20 protein-coding genes are annotated in these 19436 nt (G+C 43.9%); 11 read left to right on the forward strand and 9 right to left on the reverse strand.

All coding sequences use genetic code 11. The annotated features are described in order from the left end of the window. Positions 1-27 precede the first annotated feature (27 nt). From ACHUFW_RS10230 to ACHUFW_RS10240, 3 genes are all read left to right on the forward strand, one after another. Positions 28-489 carry a hypothetical protein gene (locus ACHUFW_RS10230; protein ID WP_394202756.1) on the forward strand — a complete coding sequence of 154 codons (462 nt, stop codon included), beginning with the start codon at positions 28-30 and terminating at the stop codon, positions 487-489. An 8-nt stretch (positions 490-497) separates the two neighbouring features. Continuing rightward, entirely contained in the window at positions 498-1313 is an 816-nt protein-coding gene (gene mutM, locus ACHUFW_RS10235; protein WP_394202757.1) for a bifunctional DNA-formamidopyrimidine glycosylase/DNA-(apurinic or apyrimidinic site) lyase, read from the forward strand. A 93-nt stretch (positions 1314-1406) separates the two neighbouring features. Continuing rightward, positions 1407-1586 (forward strand): hypothetical protein, encoded by a 180-nt coding sequence (locus tag ACHUFW_RS10240; RefSeq protein WP_394202759.1) that lies wholly within the window; start codon positions 1407-1409, stop codon positions 1584-1586. 60 nt (positions 1587-1646) lie between these two features. Here ACHUFW_RS10240 and ACHUFW_RS10245 read toward each other — a convergent pair whose 3' ends face one another. The 3 genes from ACHUFW_RS10245 to hldE are packed head-to-tail and all read right to left on the reverse strand — an operon-like array spanning position 1647 to position 5094. Further along, the gene (locus tag ACHUFW_RS10245) at positions 1647-3152 is read right to left on the reverse strand and encodes a capsule assembly Wzi family protein (protein ID WP_394202761.1); all 1506 of its coding nucleotides are present in this window, start codon (positions 3150-3152) and stop codon (positions 1647-1649) included. Positions 3153-3162: 10 nt separating this feature from the next. Next, positions 3163-3636 carry a pantetheine-phosphate adenylyltransferase gene (gene coaD / locus ACHUFW_RS10250; RefSeq protein WP_394202763.1) on the reverse strand — a complete coding sequence of 158 codons (474 nt, stop codon included), beginning with the start codon at positions 3634-3636 and terminating at the stop codon, positions 3163-3165. Between the two features lie 27 nt (positions 3637-3663). Continuing rightward, the gene (hldE, locus tag ACHUFW_RS10255; RefSeq protein ID WP_394202765.1) at positions 3664-5094 is read right to left on the reverse strand and encodes a bifunctional D-glycero-beta-D-manno-heptose-7-phosphate kinase/D-glycero-beta-D-manno-heptose 1-phosphate adenylyltransferase HldE; all 1431 of its coding nucleotides are present in this window, start codon (positions 5092-5094) and stop codon (positions 3664-3666) included. A 350-nt stretch (positions 5095-5444) separates the two neighbouring features. On the opposite strand from hldE, the gene ACHUFW_RS10260 reads away from it, so the two are divergent. Both ACHUFW_RS10260 and rfaD read left to right on the forward strand, forming a co-directional pair. After that, entirely contained in the window at positions 5445-6452 is a 1008-nt protein-coding gene (locus ACHUFW_RS10260) for a glycosyltransferase family 9 protein (protein ID WP_394202767.1), read from the forward strand. Positions 6453-6520: 68 nt separating this feature from the next. Continuing rightward, complete coding sequence (gene rfaD, locus ACHUFW_RS10265) at positions 6521-7474, forward strand: ADP-glyceromanno-heptose 6-epimerase (protein WP_394202769.1); 954 nt, start codon at positions 6521-6523, stop codon at positions 7472-7474. A gap of 33 nt (positions 7475-7507) precedes the next feature. Here the strand turns inward: rfaD and ACHUFW_RS10270 are convergent, their stop codons facing one another. Both ACHUFW_RS10270 and ACHUFW_RS10275 read right to left on the reverse strand, forming a co-directional pair. Continuing rightward, positions 7508-7900: an FAD synthase family protein gene (locus ACHUFW_RS10270; protein ID WP_394202771.1), complete on the reverse strand. Its 393-nt coding sequence runs from the start codon at positions 7898-7900 to the stop codon at positions 7508-7510. 1 nt (position 7901) lies between these two features. Beyond that, positions 7902-8966: a CDP-glycerol glycerophosphotransferase family protein gene (locus tag ACHUFW_RS10275; protein WP_394202773.1), complete on the reverse strand. Its 1065-nt coding sequence runs from the start codon at positions 8964-8966 to the stop codon at positions 7902-7904. Positions 8967-9178: 212 nt separating this feature from the next. Here ACHUFW_RS10275 and ACHUFW_RS10280 point away from each other — a divergent pair, with 212 nt between their 5' ends. From ACHUFW_RS10280 to ACHUFW_RS10290, 3 genes are all read left to right on the forward strand, one after another. Next, on the forward strand, positions 9179-10288 hold the full coding sequence (locus ACHUFW_RS10280) for a glycosyltransferase family 9 protein (protein ID WP_394202775.1): 1110 nt from the start codon (positions 9179-9181) through the stop codon (positions 10286-10288). Between the two features lie 22 nt (positions 10289-10310). Further along, entirely contained in the window at positions 10311-11159 is an 849-nt protein-coding gene (locus ACHUFW_RS10285) for a glycosyltransferase (protein ID WP_394202776.1), read from the forward strand. A 211-nt stretch (positions 11160-11370) separates the two neighbouring features. Continuing rightward, positions 11371-12156 (forward strand): glycosyltransferase family 2 protein, encoded by a 786-nt coding sequence (locus ACHUFW_RS10290; protein ID WP_394202778.1) that lies wholly within the window; start codon positions 11371-11373, stop codon positions 12154-12156. 32 nt (positions 12157-12188) lie between these two features. Here ACHUFW_RS10290 and ACHUFW_RS10295 read toward each other — a convergent pair whose 3' ends face one another. The 3 genes from ACHUFW_RS10295 to ACHUFW_RS10305 all read right to left on the reverse strand — a co-directional run bounded on the left by ACHUFW_RS10295 (position 12189) and on the right by ACHUFW_RS10305 (position 15489). Beyond that, the gene (locus ACHUFW_RS10295; protein ID WP_394202780.1) at positions 12189-13280 is read right to left on the reverse strand and encodes a glycosyltransferase; all 1092 of its coding nucleotides are present in this window, start codon (positions 13278-13280) and stop codon (positions 12189-12191) included. Next, on the reverse strand, positions 13277-14344 hold the full coding sequence (locus ACHUFW_RS10300) for a glycosyltransferase family 9 protein (protein WP_394202782.1): 1068 nt from the start codon (positions 14342-14344) through the stop codon (positions 13277-13279). The genes ACHUFW_RS10295 and ACHUFW_RS10300 overlap by 4 nt, the downstream gene beginning before the upstream one ends. A gap of 110 nt (positions 14345-14454) precedes the next feature. After that, on the reverse strand, positions 14455-15489 hold the full coding sequence (locus tag ACHUFW_RS10305; protein WP_394202784.1) for a glycosyltransferase family 9 protein: 1035 nt from the start codon (positions 15487-15489) through the stop codon (positions 14455-14457). 159 nt (positions 15490-15648) lie between these two features. Between ACHUFW_RS10305 and ACHUFW_RS10310 the strand changes: the two genes are divergently transcribed. Next, positions 15649-16374 carry a 3-deoxy-D-manno-octulosonic acid kinase gene (locus tag ACHUFW_RS10310; protein WP_394202785.1) on the forward strand — a complete coding sequence of 242 codons (726 nt, stop codon included), beginning with the start codon at positions 15649-15651 and terminating at the stop codon, positions 16372-16374. 10 nt (positions 16375-16384) lie between these two features. On the opposite strand, the gene waaA is transcribed toward ACHUFW_RS10310, so the two are convergent. Next, a complete protein-coding gene (waaA, locus tag ACHUFW_RS10315) occupies positions 16385-17647 on the reverse strand; it encodes a lipid IV(A) 3-deoxy-D-manno-octulosonic acid transferase (RefSeq protein ID WP_394202787.1) in 1263 nt (420 codons plus the stop codon). 145 nt (positions 17648-17792) lie between these two features. Here waaA and ACHUFW_RS10320 point away from each other — a divergent pair, with 145 nt between their 5' ends. Together ACHUFW_RS10320 and ACHUFW_RS10325 are read left to right on the forward strand one after the other, a co-directional pair. Next, positions 17793-18431, forward strand: coding sequence for a TetR/AcrR family transcriptional regulator (locus ACHUFW_RS10320; protein ID WP_394202789.1), 639 nt, complete (start codon positions 17793-17795; stop codon positions 18429-18431). A gap of 139 nt (positions 18432-18570) precedes the next feature. After that, positions 18571-19233, forward strand: coding sequence for a TetR/AcrR family transcriptional regulator (locus ACHUFW_RS10325; protein WP_394202791.1), 663 nt, complete (start codon positions 18571-18573; stop codon positions 19231-19233). Positions 19234-19436 lie beyond the last annotated feature (203 nt).

Below are 19436 nucleotides of genomic sequence, written 5' to 3' on the forward strand. Positions count from 1 at the left end.
TACGGATAATAACGAGTTTACTCCGCCATGGCGCGCTCACCAAAATCGAAAAGAAAATGGAACAACATCATCATTATCGCCTCGATAATTATGGTGTCTGTACTAACGCTTCTCGATAGAAAAACCGCCAAACTCCCCGACAATGCGGTCGCCCTATTTGATAAATCCGCCCCACTGACACAACTGCAGTTTGATGATTACTGGTTAGATGGTGGCGGCTTTCGTTGGCAATGTGATGAACGCGTGCTCAATTGCCAACAGTGGGCCGAAGCTTGGAAGCAAGTGATGATTTCACCGCAAGGGTTTCCCCCTGCGGTTGAGAGCACACCGCATCAATTACAAATCCAAGTCGATGACATTAAAGAGCCCCAAAGTTGGTGGTTTTATGCCGCAGAGGGCTACCTAAAATCGCCTGCTGGTAACTGGTACCTTATCCCCCCCAGTTTACGCCAACCTTTATCACCCATTATTAGCGCTGGACAGGAATAACATCGCCCATGCCAGAATTACCAGAAGTTGAAGTTACCCGTCAGGGTGTCGCGCCTTACCTAACCGATCAAACCGTCACTAAACTAGTTATACGCAATGACTCATTGCGCTGGCCAGTACCGGATTTAGCCCAGCAAATAGTTGGTCAAACTATTACCCAGGTTCGACGCCGAGCAAAATACCTGCTGATTGATACCGCAGCAGGCACGACAATCGTGCATTTAGGAATGTCCGGTAGTTTGCGTATTGTGCCTTGGGACACACCTGCTGAAAAACATGATCATATTGACCTACATTTGGCCAATGGCAGAATGCTACGGCTCAATGACCCACGCCGATTTGGTGCATGGCTTTGGTGTGAACTGCCAGAGCAGGCCCATCCATTATTAGAAAAGCTTGGGCCGGAACCGCTTAGCGAACACTTTAATGTCGAGCAATTAGCTGCTGCAATTAAACAAAAAAAGAAGGCCATAAAGCTGTGCTTGATGGATAATCATATCGTGGTTGGCGTAGGTAATATCTATGCTAACGAAGCTTTATTTGCTGCGGGAATTCACCCACAAATGGAAGCAGGAAAAGTCGATTTAGCGCGCTTAGAAAAGTTAGTCAATGAGGTAAAGCGGATACTCGCTAACGCGATAAAACAAGGTGGAACCACACTAAAAGACTTCACCAATGCCGATGGTAAGCCGGGGTATTTTGCTCAAAAGCTTCATGTTTATGGCCGCGGCGGCGAAACATGTACCCAATGTGGTCACATGCTCAGTGAGATCAAGCTCGGACAGCGGGCCACCGTATTTTGCAGCTTATGCCAAAGCAAATAATCTATATACCAACCTGTATAAGAAGTTGATCTACTCAGCGCGCTTTTGGCAATCTAATTCAAGGTGAATAACTGAAACAATGGTTGTTCCCTTGTGAAGTTATTCAACGCAGAAGTAGGCAGCCAAAAACGCGCCACAATGGCGAGTTTTAGTGCTCCTGATGCTGTGTTAACGAGCTTAACCGTAGAACAACTATGCTCTTCACTCGTCGCCTTACCTCAGAAGCACCCAATTCTCGCTGAGCGATCAAATCTTTATACAGATTGGTATTAGTGCTAAAACCAAAAAAGGCTAACACCTAAGTGTTAGCCTTTTACATTGGATAATCAGCGATTAAAAGCGATATTCATAAGTGCCAAATAGGGTCGCATCGGTTTCTTTGCTCTCAGTTTCAAATTCCGATTGCGATACCGTACCACCAATACTCATCATGCCTTGCCAAATTGGCATACGATAGCTTAATTCAAACATCAACAAATCCTCTTTACGAGGCTGTGGTGCCCAACCATGGCTAGGGCTGCTGCCATCTTTATTTAACTGAGCATAACGTAAAATCGATGTAATGCCTTTGCTATTGCTAAACTGGCCTATCATTCCCAATGCATAAACAACCGCGTCACTATCGTAGGTACTGCCTAACGAGCGATCATAATAACGTGAGCCACTTTTGTAAGTTGAATGTTCATAGAAACAGTTGAAGATATTTTGGTTGGTACCACAAGCCACCATGGTATCGCTATATTCAAAAAACAGCTTATATTGCTGGTTATCAAAATCAAAGCGCGTATCAACACCAAACATTTTGGCACAATCTGCTAAATCCCATGGCATCGGGCCACTGGAATCCTCACAAGTACGCTCTAAATAGATCCCGACCGGGATATCAAACCAAGTATCGGCATAGCGAGCATCAAACCCCGCCATCTGATTACCAATTTTGGTTTTCATTGATGGGTCACAAGAGGCCGAGCCATCAGAGCATTCAGTATTACCCGCAATGGCATCCCATAGCGTGCCGATATCACAAGGTTCACCCTCACCACAGAACATAGTTGTCCAAGACAAGCCTAATTCCAGCTGACGCAGAGGGCGAATGGTGCCTCTAAAGCTCCATAATAGTGGATTCTCCACTGCCCGCTCCTCTTCTAAGCGGCTAATACCTGTGGTCAAGGTCCAAGAGCCAATCCACGACAACCATGGCGTTTCAAAAGCAGCGGCATTGTTACGGGTAAGCATCACTGAAGGCATGGGACGGGTATTGCTAGAGCGATGCAATGCAGAGTCAAATCCGGGCCCCCACCACTGGTCTATAGTGCCCGCTGATATCATCCAATTGCCCAATGCAACCGCGAAATAGGAATCATCTAAGCGAATCTCTTTGTCATCGCTAGGATCATAATGCGCCGAGCCTGACACTTTAAAGGCAAACCTATCGCCTAAATACTCATGCGAAACTTTAACTTCAGCTTGCTCGCGATAATCAGACCCAAAGTGCTGAAAGCGAGCAGGATCCGTCGCCGCCGCGGCTTTAATACTGGTATTACCAAAATTACCCACAGCGCGGCGATAATAAAAGTTCACCCTTGCATAGGCATCAACCAAACCAGGCGACAATATCGACGGCTCAGCTTTAGCTAAGTCCCTACCAATCCCAGACCACATCAAGGGATAGGTATTAATCGGTACGGTAATAACCCCCGCATCAGCCAAAGCTTGAATATCAGCCCTAAGGTACACATCTGACGTATCAACCCATGGCGCAGTATGCGCAGCAAACTGAACGATAAACAGCAACGCTGCCAATAGCTTTACCGCCAATTTTTGTTTAATAAACATCATCCTAGTTTATTTATTCCTTAAGCAAAGCTTTCGACACTTCGGGGTGGACAAATTGACTGACATCACCGCCATGTAAAGCGACCTCTTTGACCAAGGTTGATGAGATGAATGAATTCTCTTCCGCTGGCGTTAAAAACACACTCTCTAAATTTGGACTTAAACGGCGGTTCATGTTCGCCAGTTGGAATTCATACTCAAAATCAGATACCGCTCTCAAGCCACGGACCAACACACTGGCTTGTTGCTCTTTCGCAAAATCAACCAATAGCCCAGAAAAGCCCACCACTTCGACATTATCTAAATGTGCAGTGACCTGCTTCAACAACGCCACTCGCTCTTCTAAGCTAAATCTTGGTTGTTTAGAAGGATTGGCCGCAATGCCAATCACCACATGCTTAAATAACTTAGCAGCACGCTCAATAAGGTCTGCATGACCATTAGTGACAGGATCAAATGTCCCTGGATAGATTGCTCTTGTATGCATAACTTCCTATTGCCTGTTCTTTAACAATTACTGATTAGCCATGATGTTTTCAATAATTTTCGTAGTGGAAATACCATCTTCAAAACACAGCACTTTAACAACGCCACCAGCTGCAATGACCTCTTTACCACCAGCGATCTCTTCAATCTTATAATCGCCCCCTTTAACCAATAAGTCAGGAAGTAGTCGAGCAATCACTCGTTGCGGGGTGTCTTCACTAAATGGAACTACCCAATCTACAGAAGCTAACCCCGCAAGCACAGCCATTCGACGATCCACAGGGTTAACCGGGCGACCATCTCCCTTTAATCGACGCACAGAGTCATCATCATTGACGGCGACAATCAGGCGGTCACCTTGAGCTTGCGCTTCTTGCAAATAACTCACATGGCCCGCATGGAGAATATCAAAACAACCATTGGTCATTACAACCCGCTCACCACGCAACCTCGCTTGCTCAAGGGCATAAGCAAGTTGGTCCTCAGTCACCACACCAAACCCCATCTCACCATGAGACTGTGATAAGGCTTCCACTAGCTCAATCCGGCTGACAGTTGAAGTACCCAGTTTAGCGACTACAATACCAGCTGCAGTATTAGCAATTGCACATGCTTCGGGTAAATCACTACCCGCGGCTAACGCTGTAGCCAAAGCCGATATCACAGTATCTCCAGCACCAGTCACATCATGCACTTCACGAGCAACCGTAGGAATATGCAATTCAGTCTCTTGGGCAGTAATGAGTGTCATCCCTTTTTCTGAACGGGTTACAAGTAGCGCTTCTAAATCAAAATCTTTCAGGAGTTTATGCGCTTTCTCTACTAAATCGGCTTCACTGGTAACCGGCCCTGCGACCAACTCAAACTCACTCAGGTTTGGCGTTAACAGGGTAGCACCGCGATATTTAGAAAAATCGCTACCTTTCGGATCTACCAGTACTTTAACGCCCTGTGCTTTGGCTTGGGCAATAAAGTCTAACGGGTCAATCAGTGCCCCTTTGGCATAATCAGACAAAATAACCACATCTACATTAGGTAATGCAGCAACGGCATTATCAAGCAACGCTTGGCTATCAACCGAGGTATATGACTCTTCAAAGTCTAAACGAATCAGCTGTTGGTTGCGTGACATAACACGCAGCTTGGTGATAGTAGGTTTGTCGGCTACGGTATGCCACTTAGGCTCGACACCGAGTGCTTGAATACCTGTAGTTAATGCTTGCGCATTTTCATCATTTCCCACAATACCAGCTAATGAAACTTGCCCGCCTAAGGTGGCAATATTTAAGGCAACGTTTGCTGCACCACCGGGACGATCTTCATTTTGATTGATGCGTACCACGGGAACTGGCGCTTCAGGTGAAATACGCCCCGTCGGTCCAGTCCAATACCGGTCTAACATGACATCGCCGACCACTAATACTTTAGCTTTTTCAAATGCTGGCAAAGAAACCTTCATATCGCTTTCACACCTAATAAAAAATGAGAGGCAATTGTACCTAATTTTACTCCCATCTGTTACCTCTAACAGCTATTTATGCTGTTCAAAATTATCTAACCTAAATGCTTATCATGACACATTGAAACGTCACCCATATCATCACAAATTAAATCAAACGAAAACCTCACTCAATTTCTCTAGCCTTAAATATTTACTCTTAAGTAAGCTTCATCACCAAAATGTACACTTTTATAGCTGCAAAAATGCTATCATTTACGCTAAGCTTTGTCGGTCAACGTACTGTGTTTCAACGAAACACCTAACTATTAATTGACCTAAATATTTAATGAAATTTGGTTGCTTTACCTATGATTGAAAGAGTTCTTGCTGTCCGACATGACAAAATTGGTGACTTTGTTCTATATTGGCCAGCGTTATTTCTATTAAAAACTGCACTTCCCAAAGCCAGTATAGAAGTCTTTGTATCTCCAGCAGTAAAGTCTCTTGCAGAAGCATGCCCTTATGTTGACCATGTCATTGTTGATATTGGTGATGATAAGGTAACCAGTCAAAAGTTTATCCAACGAGATTACGACGCAGTGATAGTGTCTTGTTCGGAGTTTAGAATTTATCGCATGATTCGCCATCTAGAAAAAGCTTACAAGTTGGCTCCAAAACATAATTGGTACCAGTATTTATATAAACATACTGCTGACGCCCAATATAAACTTGGAGAACCATGCTGGCGAGGCGGCTGTATGTTGGTCGAGCACTTTCTCACGCAGCAAGGAATAAACATACCTAACTTGCCACAAAAGTATTGGGATGTGAGTGAAGAGAAGCAAAAGTGGCAAACTTATTATGAGAAAGAGCCTCAAGAAAGATTAATCTTCATTCATGCTGGTACGGGAGGATCATCAGGAAGCCTTTCACCGAAAGATTTTGCTAACTTGGCAATCGATATAAGTAACAATACTAATGTCGATTGCAAATTTGTATTAACGTATAGTGGTAACGAAGAGCAACTCGCTCAACAGATTTATGAAAGACTTTCTCAGAAGTCAGTAAAAGCGATAATGGCAAAACCTCTACCCAATTTAGCTGATTTTGCTAAATCAATTGTTGCTGCAGATATGTTTATGGCGGGGTCAACAGGTCCACTTCATCTCGCTGGACTACATAATATACCCACAGTAGGTTTTTATGCCGGCAGAAAATCAGCTCCAATTGTACGCTGGCAAACTTTATCACATAAAGAGCGACGCCTATCGTACGCTCCACCAGTTGGAAAATTAACCGGTAAAAACATGTCTTTAATCGACTTTAAAACGGTTGCAAAAGATGTGGTTTCTTACCTCGACAGTAATTATGGTTAACTTGATCTGATAACAAACAAGTATTGTTATCCTAGTTTTCACTCATCACCCCGAATTGGAATACTAATATGATAGTCGTAACAGGCGCAGCCGGGTTCATTGGTAGTAACTTAGTAAAAGCCCTTAACAACATGGGGCGCAATGACATCATTGCCGTCGATGACTTAACAGACGGCACTAAAATGTTCAATTTGGCAGACTGTGAAGTTGCCGACTATTTAGATAAAGATCAGTTTTTAGCACAAATACAAGCCGGTGTGTTTGACGGTCAATTGGAAGTCATTTTTCATCAAGGTGCTTGCTCATCTACCACTGAGTGGGATGGCAAGTTCATGATGACTAACAATTACGAGTACTCAAAAACGCTACTGCACTTTTGCGACCGTAATCAATGCCAGTACATCTACGCTTCTTCGGCGTCGGTATATGGTGGTAGCGAAAAGTTTGTCGAACAACGCGACCTAGAAAAGCCACTCAATGTTTATGCTTACTCTAAGTTTCTATTTGACCAATATGTCCGTCAACAGCAACTAAGCTGCCAAGTGGCTGGGTTACGCTATTTCAATGTTTATGGCCCAAGAGAGCAACACAAGGGTGGCATGGCTAGTGTCGCATTTCACTTCAATAACCAAATCAAAGCCAATGGTGTATGTCGCTTGTTTGAGGGTGTAGATGGCTATGAAGACGGCCAACAGCTACGCGATTTCGTCTATGTTGAAGATGTGGTGAAGGTGAATATTTGGTTATGGCAAAACCCTGATGTTTCGGGGATCTATAACTGTGGAACCGGCCAAGCACAAAGCTTCAATGACGTGGCCAATGCGGTCATCAACTACCATGGCAAAGGCAACATTGAGTACATACCTTTCCCAGATAAACTCAAAGGTGCCTATCAAAGCTACACGCAAGCTGACTTAACCCAGCTACGTCAGGCAGGTTATACCGACACATTTAAGTCTGTAGAGCAGGCGGTACCTGAGTATTTAACTTGGTTAGCTAACCAGCACTTTATCGGTGAATAGCTAGCAATTGATTACCATGTAAAGAGATCCCTTTTAAGGGATCTCTTTGACAACTTCAATTAGTTGAGTCGTTGAAATAGCAGGGGTTCTGGGCAGATAGATCACATCACAAAGCGGTTTTAAATGGTCAAACTTGCCTAGCCAATCATCCCCCATCACCAAACAATCAGCTCGATGCTGTTTAATGTACTCAGCTTTAAGCTCTAATGACTCCTCTAAAAATACCTCATCAACACAACCCAAAGCTTTGACAATACGCATACGGTCCCTTTCGCAGCACACAGGATAACGTTGTTTCTTAGAAAAATTCAGCTTATCTGAAGAGACGCCGACAGTGATGTGGTTGCCAACAGCTTTGGCTCTTTCAATAATGTTTAGATGCCCGATATGAAACATATCAAAGGTACCAAATGTGATGATTCTCATCTTAATTCTCAGTCATTAAATAATTAACGATACGTTGACTACATTGGCCATCTACCGTGCCCGCAAGCTCATAGGTGTACTTAGCTCTTGCCGCAGCAAAAGACTCTGGCTCGGCAATTTGCTGATCAACCACTGACTTTAATTCTTTATAGGTTTTTGCATGGATTGCGACCCCAGCATATCGATATAAATCCTCATCCATACGTTGATTAAAGCGAAATTTAAAAATACCGCGATAACTCCAACGTAAATGATAGAAGTCACACCAAACAACGGGTTTATCTAACGCGGCAAATTCAAAAAGTGCCGATGAGGCATCACTAATTAGCAAATCTGCACTGGCCATAAACGGTAGTAAGTTTGCTTGCTCTGCGGTCGCCAAATAGACATTATCAAAGCTAGCCCAATGTTCTAGTAGGCGTTTTTGTTTTTTATAGGCGGGCTTACTCAGCGAAAAGTAATGGGGCTTAAGTAAAATATTATATTCACTAAACTCAGCAGGCCAATGTTTAGCCATTTTTTCTATACTGCTAGGATAAAAGGTCGGCGCATACAATAATGTTGGCTTATTCGGGTCTAGCCCCAACTGAACTAAATCGAGCCCAGGTTCAACACCTTGAATGATTGGATCGAGTTTGGCATAGCCTGTATCCACAAACTGCTTTTCAGGAAACATCTGTTGCAGCCGCTTCAACCGGTACTCACCTTCAACGAAGCGCACATCAAAGTCAGACTCAGATACTGTGTAGTAAACGGCTTTAGGGCCAATGCCATGTTGCATCAAGGCAGTGCCACATACCCCTTTTAACCGTTTATTTCCATCAAAGGCATTACCAAAAATCACCCATCGGGGCTTAGTGTCAAGGTAATAAGCCAATGCTTGCTCTTGGCTATCGACCCAAGTTACAGACAGTTGATGCGCTTTGACTAAGGCATCTAATACATCTTGTTGCTCTTTGCTGCGATAAATAACAAAGTGAACAGATTCTCCCCGAGCCAATAGTTCATGCATGACGGGGAAGTATTGAGGTAAATAATAGGGGTGCAATGCATCAAAGCAAATCAAAATTGGCCTTCAATTATTATTGAGCAAGACTCAAGTGAATTCTGTATATAGTTTTGATAATACCATAATCACATCACGAAACTATATCCGTACAGACAATTGTCTACTTAGGCTAAAAAAATCGGCTAATTAAAGCGGATAGTGACCGACTAACTTTTGAAATCGGTTGATTCAAGGTATGCTTAGCCTGTCAAAAACAGGAACAATTACCCATGCCAATTATCTCAACATCACGACTGGCTCAGTGTCGTCGTATGCTATTTATGTCTCCCGTAGCGCTGGGTGATTTCCTCTATTTGAAAACATTTTTAATTGCACTAAAACAACAACATCCTCATATTGAGTTAGACATATGGTTGGATGACAATCGTTGCAATGAAGATGCATGGCGACTTTCTCGTAGTAAAATCCTACAACAATGGATGGCTGCAGAGGGCGCATTCAACCTTACATTTGGCTGCACCCACTCTACCGAAGCCATGAATGCGCATGTGAAGCAAGCTAAACAACAAAACTATGACATTATTTTTTGTCATACCGTAAGTAAAAGCCATCAATACTCTCAATTAGCCAGAGAGATTTCTCCTTCTGCATTCATTGTTTCAAGCATCCCCAAAAAAGCGTCATTTGGCATATTGAATGGCTGGTTTTTCCGCCACTCCGATGCCACTTTTGTGCTAAAAGACGATATGTTGCCTGCAACACACCACATAACAGATCGCTATCAACATATCTTTGAGAGTATTACTGGAATGAACCTGTCTAAGCCAGATATGCTGCCGAATTTAGTGGTGCCTACAAATATCTCGCCAATAACTAAAGCTTGGCTAGATGAGCAATTTCCTGATCCAAGTAAGCAGGGAAAATTGCTATTTATGAACCATTTATCAACCAATGTAAAAAAAGATTGGCCAATAGAATATCTATTCGAACTCATCGAAAAAATTGCCGCAAAAGACCCTGGTCAACGTTTCATTATCAATACAACGCCGGAAAGTTATCCAAGCGTGACAGAGGCAACAGCGCTTTTTTGTCAAAAAACTGGATTACAGGTAGCAGTATTTACTGTTAATGAACACTTTTTCGAATTGCCCTCACTCATTGCCAGTGCCGATTTTATTATCACTGTCGATACCGCAATTTTACACTTCGCTTTTGCAGCGAAACGCCCCTTACTGGCAATGATGCGGCAGAAAAAGCCCTATTGGGCCCCCCCAGAAACAGCAACGTCTCACGTTATGTACGCAACAGAAGGTAAAGGCCATATTGCGGATATTTCAGTAGAGCGCGTGTTTAGCAAATACTCTCAAATGACCAGTTGAGATTGACCCAAAGGCAACTTGCGTGAAGAAAGCCATTTTTACTCTCGCTATCGGCGACAACCCCATGTATCGCGCCGCGGTAGATAGTTTTAAAGCCTACGGGAAACGTATTGGTGCCGATGTCATTGTTTCTGATCAATTGCACTATAAAATTGACATAAACAAACCCAAGTTTGATGCCAGCCCAGCATGGTCAGAAAAGCTCTACATTACTGAAGTTTTGAAAGAGTATGATCGCGTGCTTTATCTCGATGCCGACATGATCGTCACACCTTGGGCACGAGACATTTTTGCTGAATGTCCTGATTTAGATACAGTTTATATGTTTAATGAAGGTCGTCACAGAGATCGGGGGGCACAAGCTGAGCAGATCAACGCCATTTTAGGTGAAGTTGAGTGGCCCAAAGAAGATGACATGACAGTGTACTATAACTCAGGGATGTTCTTAGTTTCTAAAGAAACGGGCCTGTTTAATAACGCCAGCATTGAAGAGATGCAAGCCATCTGTAACCACGTCAAATTTTACGATCAAACCTATATCAACTATCTAATTCGCCGCGATGGTATTAAAAGTGTTGGGGCCGATGCTGAATTTAATCGCATGATGTTATTAGGCTACGATGACTATCAAAAGGCCGATTTCATTCATTATTCAGGCCGTGGCTACCGCCAAAAAGTCCCCATGCGTGACATGAAATACATTATTGATTACTGCGATATTTTTAAAGATACCTTATCTGATGAAGATATTTTGCTGTATAAGCAGCAAGCATGGCATGTGTATATGTTGAAGCAACAACGAAAGACTAAGTTGCCCATTGGGTTATTGAGTTTTGTGTTTGGCCTTATCCACCCTAGCCATAAATACTAGCGTTTATTTACTGTATGGCGTCCAATTAAGGAGAGCATATTGCTCTCCTTTTTTGTTAACAAACGGTACACCTCCTTTTCGCCTAGCCCATCACTTCATCTCAACACTTTTGCTGCAACCTTAACCATAAAAAAACAAAAAACACAGTAAATTCGACGACTTACATAAAATGACGTATATAAGAGGCGAACAATTTTGTGTAGAGGTTGCGATGAAAATCAGTTTGATTATTACCACTTATAATTGGCCTGAAGCACTTAAAGCGGTACTCGAAAGTGTATTGCGACAATCGTGCTTGCCTGATGAAGTAATCATTGCTGATGATGGCTCTGGTAAACAAACCGAGCAGCTAATAAAAGCCTACCAATCCACATTTCCAGTGCCACTGCACCATAGCTGGCAACAAGATAAAGGCTTTCGACTATCTCGTAGCCGTAATCAAGCTATCGATAAAGCCAACCATGACTATATCGTGATGATTGATGGCGATATGGTACTCGAAAAGAACTTCATCGCTGACCATAAGTATCATGCTCAACCCGCACGCTTCATTACAGGCAAGCGAGTCAAAATGAATGCAAAGTTAAGCGGCTTAGTCCAGCAACAACAGGCCTTACCTCATCCCTTATCCAAAGGAATTGCTAGAGGAAGAGAGCTAACAATACGCTGCCGAGCACTTGCAAACATGCTCAGCCATAAAACCCCTCAATCGACCGTGGGTATTCATGGCTGCAACTTAGCTTTTTGGCGCCAGGATGTCATTAATATCAATGGTTTCAATGAGGAATTTGAAGGTTGGGGCCCCGAAGATAAAGAATTTGCCCAACGCATGATCAATGCGGGTATATTACGCAAAGTCAGCAAGTTTAGCGCTGTTGCTTACCACCTTGATCATCAAGAGAGCTGCCGTGCCCAACTACACAAAAATGATGTGATATTCCAGCAAAGCATCAATGCCAAGCTCACTTGGTGTCGTGCAGGTATTAGCGAGTGTTAGCAATCGCAACCCAGCTATCGATACGAGCCTACTTAGTCCAATAGCGCCAAATATTGTTTAGCAACCTGGGTTTGAGAAACCTGTCGTAAAATAGAGGCATCATCTAAGGTCGGGTACTGACTTAACGCAGCGTCCATAGTATCTGCTAATGCAGCGGCAGATCGCATTGGTACCAAAAACTGGGCTAACTCTCCTGTCATTATTTCAGTAGGACCATGGGGGCAGGTTGTACTCACGATAGGTGTATGACAAATCAACGACTCAATTAAAACTGTTGGCAACCCCTCGTAATCAGAGCTTAATACCAACAATCGAGCATGTTTTATCCAAGGGTAAGGGTTAGCTTGAAAACCAGGCAAAATCACCTTTTCTGCAACACCGTAACGTTTCGCGATTTTGTAAGCTTTTTTCGGATTACCGCATAACAACACCAAAGGTATATTTTGATGCATTTTCGCCAGTGATTTAAACAAAACATCATGACGTTTTTGTTTAGCCACACGCCCCACATGCACAATATAGTTTTCAGGTATATTCTCAGGTAAGGGTGATTGCGCCAGCACCTGTATGGCCTCAAAGTCAAACGGATTATAGATGGTCGTCACTGAAGCAGGTTTAATCATCGACAACTGTTTTAGTTCGGTCTCAATGCCTTTTGATACCGTAATCAAGTGTTGGCCATTTAGAGCTCGTTTTGCACGCCGCATCTTAAAGTAAGCCAGCGGTCCGAGTTTTCGCTGCCGAGTTAACTCCGAAACTATCGAATTGTGGACCACACAATATAACGGTGACACCTTAACCTTTGTCATCAATATATTGGTTTTATCAAGATTGGATAAAAACAGGTCGAATCTGCCATACTGCTGCTCAAGCCTATCAATCCAAATACGCAATTGATTAGCAGACCGCTTTAGGTTTATTACACTGTCAATATTTTGATTTTTATGTTCAAAGCAAAAGTGCGTTGGAATCACCTCAGGAACTTGGTGTTCAATGTGAGGTAACATAATAAGCAAATGTGGCTCATGCCCTTGACGATGGAGCTCCATCGCTAAAGTGATAGCAACCCTCTCTGCACCACCACCGGCTAAGCTATCAATGGCAATAGCAATTCGCTTTTTCATGATAACGTGAGTAACTGCTCAATATCTTGCATCGCAATAGTGAGGCCATTGCCACGCGACAACTGAGCATTATTTGACTTCAAGAATTGTTGACTTTCTTCTTGTAATAGTATCAACGTCGCCTCCTCCATGGCATGCACATTGTCACTGCATGTCGCAATGAGGCCCGCTTTATAACACTGAGCAATGCGACTAGGCTGATCTTTAGAAACAGCCACGACTAAACTAGGGGTATTTAGGGCAATAGCCTGTAATAAGGTATCTCCGCCACTCAAAATCGCCGCTCTAGCAGCTGATAATAAGTTTATAAATTCGCTACTCGTAAAAGCCGACACTGCAATAACCCCAGGAAGTTCTGGAATTGCATGAGGATAATTAGGCCCATACACCATGACACTCGATATACCCGTCTTAGCATAGACATTTGTCGCCACTTCAGCCCAAAGGTCAGCGGCTAAGCCTGCTTTCAACTTGTGGCCCCCGGACCCCGCACTGTATAACAAGTAGCCCCCATGGCTTAACTGATATTGCTTTAGCAGAGCTTGCAGTTGCGATTCATCGGGTTGCGAAAAAATAGATCCGGTAAACTTAGGATATGGTCGGTTTATTAAATCGAGTTTGAGCTTATCTACAGCGCTAATATCACCAATCACAAATTCAGGCTGCACAACCCAATGACTGTCAGTCACTAACGCGCGCTCAATTTTCATGCCTCGCGATCGTTTACGACGGTGCTGGCTGATAAAAATCACTTTCGCCCCACAACGCTTGGCGTGCTTAAGCTGTGCTTTACGGCCGGCGGCATCAAAAATCACGATATCAGGCTGTAAGTCAGTCACCAGTTGATTGACTTCTTTGACTTTCTTGGTCGGCGTATCATCGACTAAATGAGTACGGTAAGGGCACTGATGAATATAGGGGGCATACCGATTAAGCACAAAGTCTATCTGCGCATCAGGCCAGCGGCGCATCACTTCGTCGGCAATAATTTTCGAGCGCATATATTCGCCGATACCTTCGTCAGAAGACACAGGAACGAACAAAAACTTAGGCGCAGCAGACATCGAATACATCCATAGTGTTCAGCTAATTGATTTTTACATCCCAGTAAAATGCTATTCAGCGTGGCTTAGCTAAACAGATCCTCAAGCCAATTAGCTTACCACAACAGCGGCTACTGTTGCGACAGCTGATCAATACGTTTAGTGACCATTTCCACCGTAATTAAGGCCATCAAATCTTGCCCTTTGGCCCGAGTTCCCCAAGGGACCTGTTGGCCATATTGTTTGACAATCGCCTCTGGATAAACGCTAACCACATGGTCCAGAAATAGGTAAGGTCCGGTTCGACCTGGATTGGAATGAGCATATAAGCCAATAACCGGTGTGCCTTGGGTCACCGCCATGTGTGCAGGCCCGGTGTCGGGTGCAATCACTAAACTTGCTTGCTTTAACACTGCCAACAATTGCGTCAAACTGGTGCGGCCAACCCAGTTTTCAATTTCACAGCGAGTTTCAGATGCGATACGGGTAGCTAAGTTAGCCTCAAGCGTCGTCGGGCCACCACACAATAAAACTCGATAGCCAAGATTAGCCGCGTAGTCAGCCACCGCGGCATAACGCTCAGGAAGCCAGTTACGCTCAGCTTTGCTGGCAGCTGGACAAATAACCATGACCTTATCGGTATCTGCAATGATTCCCCGAGCAAATTCAACATCTGCATCCGGTACTGGAATATGCCAAGATGGCTGCAAGTCCTGCACGCCTATAGCTTTGGCAAACCCCATAAAACCCTCTAAAACATGCGGCGTGGCGAGCGGTTCAACTTGATGGTTTGTCACCAGCCATTGACCTTCTTTGGCGCGTGCACGATCAAATCCAATCCGCACTTTAGCGCGTATCATTGTAGAAGCAATCGTGGCGCGCAATGCCACCTGCATATGCAACAAGACATCAAATTTCTCTGCAGCCAACGCTCGTCGAAGTTGCAAATAGCTGCGCCACCCCAAAGACTTATCAAATATCACAAACTGCACCCCCTCAAGGTGACGCAATAATTGATATTCAACTTTGCCAATGACCCAGGTTATCTTCAAATGAGGATATTGACGCTGAATAGCTTGCACCATGGCTACCGCGTGACAAACATCACCAATAGCAGAAAGACGCAATAAACACAGAGATTGGGCAGATTGTAAATGTAAAGTCATGGAGCTCGTCGAGGTCTTAATCAATAACAAGAGTGTAATCGACAACCAGCATCACACCAAGCAATGCCGCTAAAAACTGTCGAATGCCACTCAACGGTGACTCTATCGCGCCACTTAGAGTAGAATAGCGCCATGCCAAGCTATTAAATCAATCAGTTCATGCAAATAAAAACCATAGATAAACATATCCTTGCCTATTGCAAAGATACCCCTGACAGCATTACTCCTCTGTGGTTCTCGCCAGCATTTTGGCAACAACATCAAGCTGTGACTGGCACATCAACGGGGCGCTATACCACGTGGTTTATCGATCCGAATACAATTAGCATCAGCAGCGATAATGATTGGGTATTGCGCCACTATTACCGTGGTGGATTAATCGAAAAGCTCAGCCGAGATGCCTACCTCTATACCGGTTTGCACAATACCCGCGCTGTTGCAGAGTTAAAACTGCTAGAGCAACTATTTGGTGAAGGCTTCAATGTCCCTAAACCTATCGCCGCACAAATTACCCGCCATGGTCTGCACTATCAAGGCGACATCATTATTGAGCGCGTTGCAGGCGCACGCGATCTCGTCGCCCATCTAACAAAAACCTCAATGACAGCTCAACAATGGCATGCCCTAGGAAAACTGATTGCAAAGTTTCATCAGCGCGGCGTCTATCATGCCGATTTAAATGCAAAAAATATTTTGCTAACGGGTGAGCAGTTCTACTTGATTGATTTTGATCGCGGCTGCATCAAAACACCAAATCCGCGTTGGCAACAGGCTAACTTAGCGCGCCTATTACGCTCATTTAAAAAAGAAAAAAACAAACAACCACAACTCAGTTTCACGATGGAAAATTGGCAAGCGCTACAACAGGGTTATAGCGCGGTGTAGCTGTGCTTAATCAGCCTAATGATTCAATAAGGTGACGTAGTTGTTTATTGACGGCGCCTTTGTTGTCAGCAACCACAGCCAGACTAGCTTGGCTAGCATCACGATAGGTTTCAGGTTGAGAAAGCAGCGCAATTAAAGATTGTGCTAACCCATCGCTATCTTGCACCACCTGTAAACCACCAGCTTGTTGCAACAATTGGGTGATTTCAGCAAAATCCCAATGTTGCGGACCAACAAACACCGGTAACCCAAGTGCCGCAGGCTCTAATGGATTATGGCCACCATTATCAATTAAGGTTCCACCAACAAAAGCAAGATCGGCTGCGCCATAAAATTGCAGCAACTCGCCCATGGTATCCCCCAGTAATACCTGAGTTCCGTCATCCACTGTCTGTTGTAAACTACGCCGGCTTAGAGATAGTTGATTGGAAACCACAGCATCGGCAGCAGCATTAAACTGTTCGGGATGGCGCGGCACCATAATCATCAGCGCACTCGGGTAGCGTTGCATCACGGTTTTATGAGCAGCAATCATCTGAGTGAACTCGCCAGGGTGAACACTTCCTGCTACCCACACCGGCCGCTGCTCTGCTCGCCAAATTTGACGCAATGCTTTTGCGTTAACTTTTAGTTCATCGGAAATACTCAGATCAAACTTTAAACTGCCTGTGACCGACACCTTCTTAGAATCAACGCCCAGAGCCACAAAACGCTCCGCCGTTTGTTTATCTTGCGCCAAAATACAATCAAGTTGCTGTAACATGGGAATGGAAAGTCTAGGACGCTGTTGATATTTAGCAGCAGATTTAGCTGATAAACGTGCATTGGCAAGCACCAGCTTAACGGCTTTTTTATGGGAAAAATGCAGTAAGTTAGGCCACAACTCGGTTTCCATGATGACACACATCTTTGGCGCAACCTGAGTTAAAAACCGCTGAGTACATAGCGGAATATCAAACGGTAGGTAACAGTGCTGGACTTGATCGCCAAATGCCTTTATCACTTCGTTGGAGCCAGTGGGGCTTGTGGTGGTGATGGTGACACTAAGTTGAGGTGATTCAGCCAGTAACTGTTTAATTAACGGCACTGCCGCTAGAGTCTCCCCCATCGACACACAGTGAAAAAGTACATCAGTACGGCGTAATGACTTTAGACCAAACCGCTCTGACCAGCGCTGGCGATAGCTCGGACTTTTGATTCCTCGAAAAACCAAATACAGCACTAATAAAGGCGAAATAAGATATAGGATCACTGAATAGACAAAACGATTCATAAAATGTGTACTTAGGGTCTAGGTTAGGCGGTATTGCCTCAATTCTAACATAAGCCTGATAATATCTGTGATTCGCCGTTAAAGGCTTGCGTTAGAGGCAAAGATTGTTAATGATAACGACAAATGGAAAAGGATTGCTAACTCGATGAAAACCAGCGAAAAGATTGTGCATGGCAGCTTAAAATTATTCAATGAGCATGGTGAGCGCAGTATCACCACCAATCATATCGCCGCCGATCTTGGTATTAGTCCTGGCAATTTGTACTATCATTTCAAAAACAAAGAAGACATTATTCAGTCAATATTTTCTTTGTATGAAGCCAAGTTACAAGATGGCTTTCAACCCTATGTCGATCAGCAAGTCGATGTCGAATTGCTCGTGGGATACTTCGATACTATGTTCGATATTCTGTGGCATTTCCGCTTTATGTACACCAACATCACCGATATTCTCAACCGTGACCAAGCATTACTTGAACGCTATTTGATTGTCCAAGAGCAAGCATTAGCTCGCTCTAGCGCAATTTTGGCTAACTTAAAAAAAGATGGCTTGCTCGATATTGAAGACAATGACATTCGCCCTCTTGCTGATACCATGCGTATGATCGCCTGCTTTTGGATTGGCTATAAACAAACTCACCTAAGTACCGTGACCATTGATAAAGCTGTTATTTATCAAGGTCTACTTCGCGTCATCATGTTACTCAAAGCCCACGCGACAATGAGCTCCTTGCCGACCTTTAAACGCTTAGAGCAACACTATCAGCAGTTAGCCAATAGCTAGCAAGACCAATAAGTGGTCTGAGTAGCCTTGATGAATATTGTGCTGATAAATTGGTGCGTTATCATCAAACAATACGAGCTATTGTCAGAATGTGCAGCAATGTCGATAGCACCGCTTAGTTAAACGCGATAGGAACATCATGAAAACCCGCGATAAAATCATTCACGCAAGCCTGGCTTTATTTAATGAACACGGTGAGCGAAGCATCACGACCAACCATATTGCTGCACATCTAGGTATTAGTCCCGGCAACCTGTATTACCATTTTCGCAATAAAGAAGACATCATTCGCTGCATATTTGACTTGTATCAAGAGCACCTCACCGCAGGGTTTCAGCCCTATGAAAATGACGAGGTCAATATCGACCTGCTCGTTGGCTACTTTGACGCGCTTTTCTATACCTTATGGGAATTTCGCTTCATGTATGCCAACTTAGTGATCATTCTTGGCAGGGATAGCGAATTAAATCAGCTTTATGCAAAAACCCATGAAACCTTCCTGCAGCGCGCCTCGCAAATTCTCATCAAACTGAAACAAGATGGCGTACTCGATATTGCCGATGAAGAGGTCGTACCGCTAACCGATACAATTCGCATGATTGCTTGTTTCTGGATCAGTAATCGCTTAACTCACCAGGCCGATCAAACTCAAATAACCAAAAGCGCCCTTTATGAAGGAATATTGCGGGTCATCATGATTTTTAAGGCTTATGCCACACCCAGCGCTAAGCAAACTTTCCTTAGAATTGAAGAGCACTATCAGCAACTTGCCCAGCAACAAGTCACTGACGAAGTCGCCTAGCAAATTAGTAGAGCTCACCTACGCGAGCTCTCTAAGCCTCATTCAGCAGCCAAGCAACTAAATGTGATGTTAATATTCACATTAGTTTTTGTTATCTAAAAGTGACCTATGCACGATCTTAGGTAATCCTAGTAAAAAAGAGTGTCTGCTTAGCTTCATTTAAGGTTAGAATTCGGCCACCTTAACGGGATTTTTCGACGCCA

Origin of the sequence: Shewanella waksmanii (assembly GCF_043643685.1) — a bacterium.
GTDB lineage: Bacteria > Pseudomonadota > Gammaproteobacteria > Enterobacterales > Shewanellaceae > Shewanella > Shewanella waksmanii_A.

Excerpts from the sequence above, each read along its gene's own strand:
- ACHUFW_RS10230 (WP_394202756.1), top strand. The coding sequence starts at position 28 with ATGGCGCGCTCACCAAAATCGAAAAGAAAATGGAACAACATCATCATT.
- mutM (WP_394202757.1), top strand. The coding sequence starts at position 498 with ATGCCAGAATTACCAGAAGTTGAAGTTACCCGTCAGGGTGTCGCGCCT.
- ACHUFW_RS10245 (WP_394202761.1), bottom strand. The coding sequence starts at position 3,152 with ATGATGTTTATTAAACAAAAATTGGCGGTAAAGCTATTGGCAGCGTTG.
- coaD (WP_394202763.1), bottom strand. The coding sequence starts at position 3,636 with ATGCATACAAGAGCAATCTATCCAGGGACATTTGATCCTGTCACTAAT.
- hldE (WP_394202765.1), bottom strand. The coding sequence starts at position 5,094 with ATGAAGGTTTCTTTGCCAGCATTTGAAAAAGCTAAAGTATTAGTGGTC.
- ACHUFW_RS10260 (WP_394202767.1), top strand. The coding sequence starts at position 5,445 with ATGATTGAAAGAGTTCTTGCTGTCCGACATGACAAAATTGGTGACTTT.
- rfaD (WP_394202769.1), top strand. The coding sequence starts at position 6,521 with ATGATAGTCGTAACAGGCGCAGCCGGGTTCATTGGTAGTAACTTAGTA.
- ACHUFW_RS10270 (WP_394202771.1), bottom strand. The coding sequence starts at position 7,900 with ATGAGAATCATCACATTTGGTACCTTTGATATGTTTCATATCGGGCAT.
- ACHUFW_RS10280 (WP_394202775.1), top strand. The coding sequence starts at position 9,179 with ATGCCAATTATCTCAACATCACGACTGGCTCAGTGTCGTCGTATGCTA.
- ACHUFW_RS10290 (WP_394202778.1), top strand. The coding sequence starts at position 11,371 with ATGAAAATCAGTTTGATTATTACCACTTATAATTGGCCTGAAGCACTT.
- ACHUFW_RS10295 (WP_394202780.1), bottom strand. The coding sequence starts at position 13,280 with ATGAAAAAGCGAATTGCTATTGCCATTGATAGCTTAGCCGGTGGTGGT.
- ACHUFW_RS10300 (WP_394202782.1), bottom strand. The coding sequence starts at position 14,344 with ATGTCTGCTGCGCCTAAGTTTTTGTTCGTTCCTGTGTCTTCTGACGAA.
- ACHUFW_RS10305 (WP_394202784.1), bottom strand. The coding sequence starts at position 15,489 with ATGACTTTACATTTACAATCTGCCCAATCTCTGTGTTTATTGCGTCTT.
- ACHUFW_RS10310 (WP_394202785.1), top strand. The coding sequence starts at position 15,649 with ATGCAAATAAAAACCATAGATAAACATATCCTTGCCTATTGCAAAGAT.
- waaA (WP_394202787.1), bottom strand. The coding sequence starts at position 17,647 with ATGAATCGTTTTGTCTATTCAGTGATCCTATATCTTATTTCGCCTTTA.
- ACHUFW_RS10320 (WP_394202789.1), top strand. The coding sequence starts at position 17,793 with ATGAAAACCAGCGAAAAGATTGTGCATGGCAGCTTAAAATTATTCAAT.
- ACHUFW_RS10325 (WP_394202791.1), top strand. The coding sequence starts at position 18,571 with ATGAAAACCCGCGATAAAATCATTCACGCAAGCCTGGCTTTATTTAAT.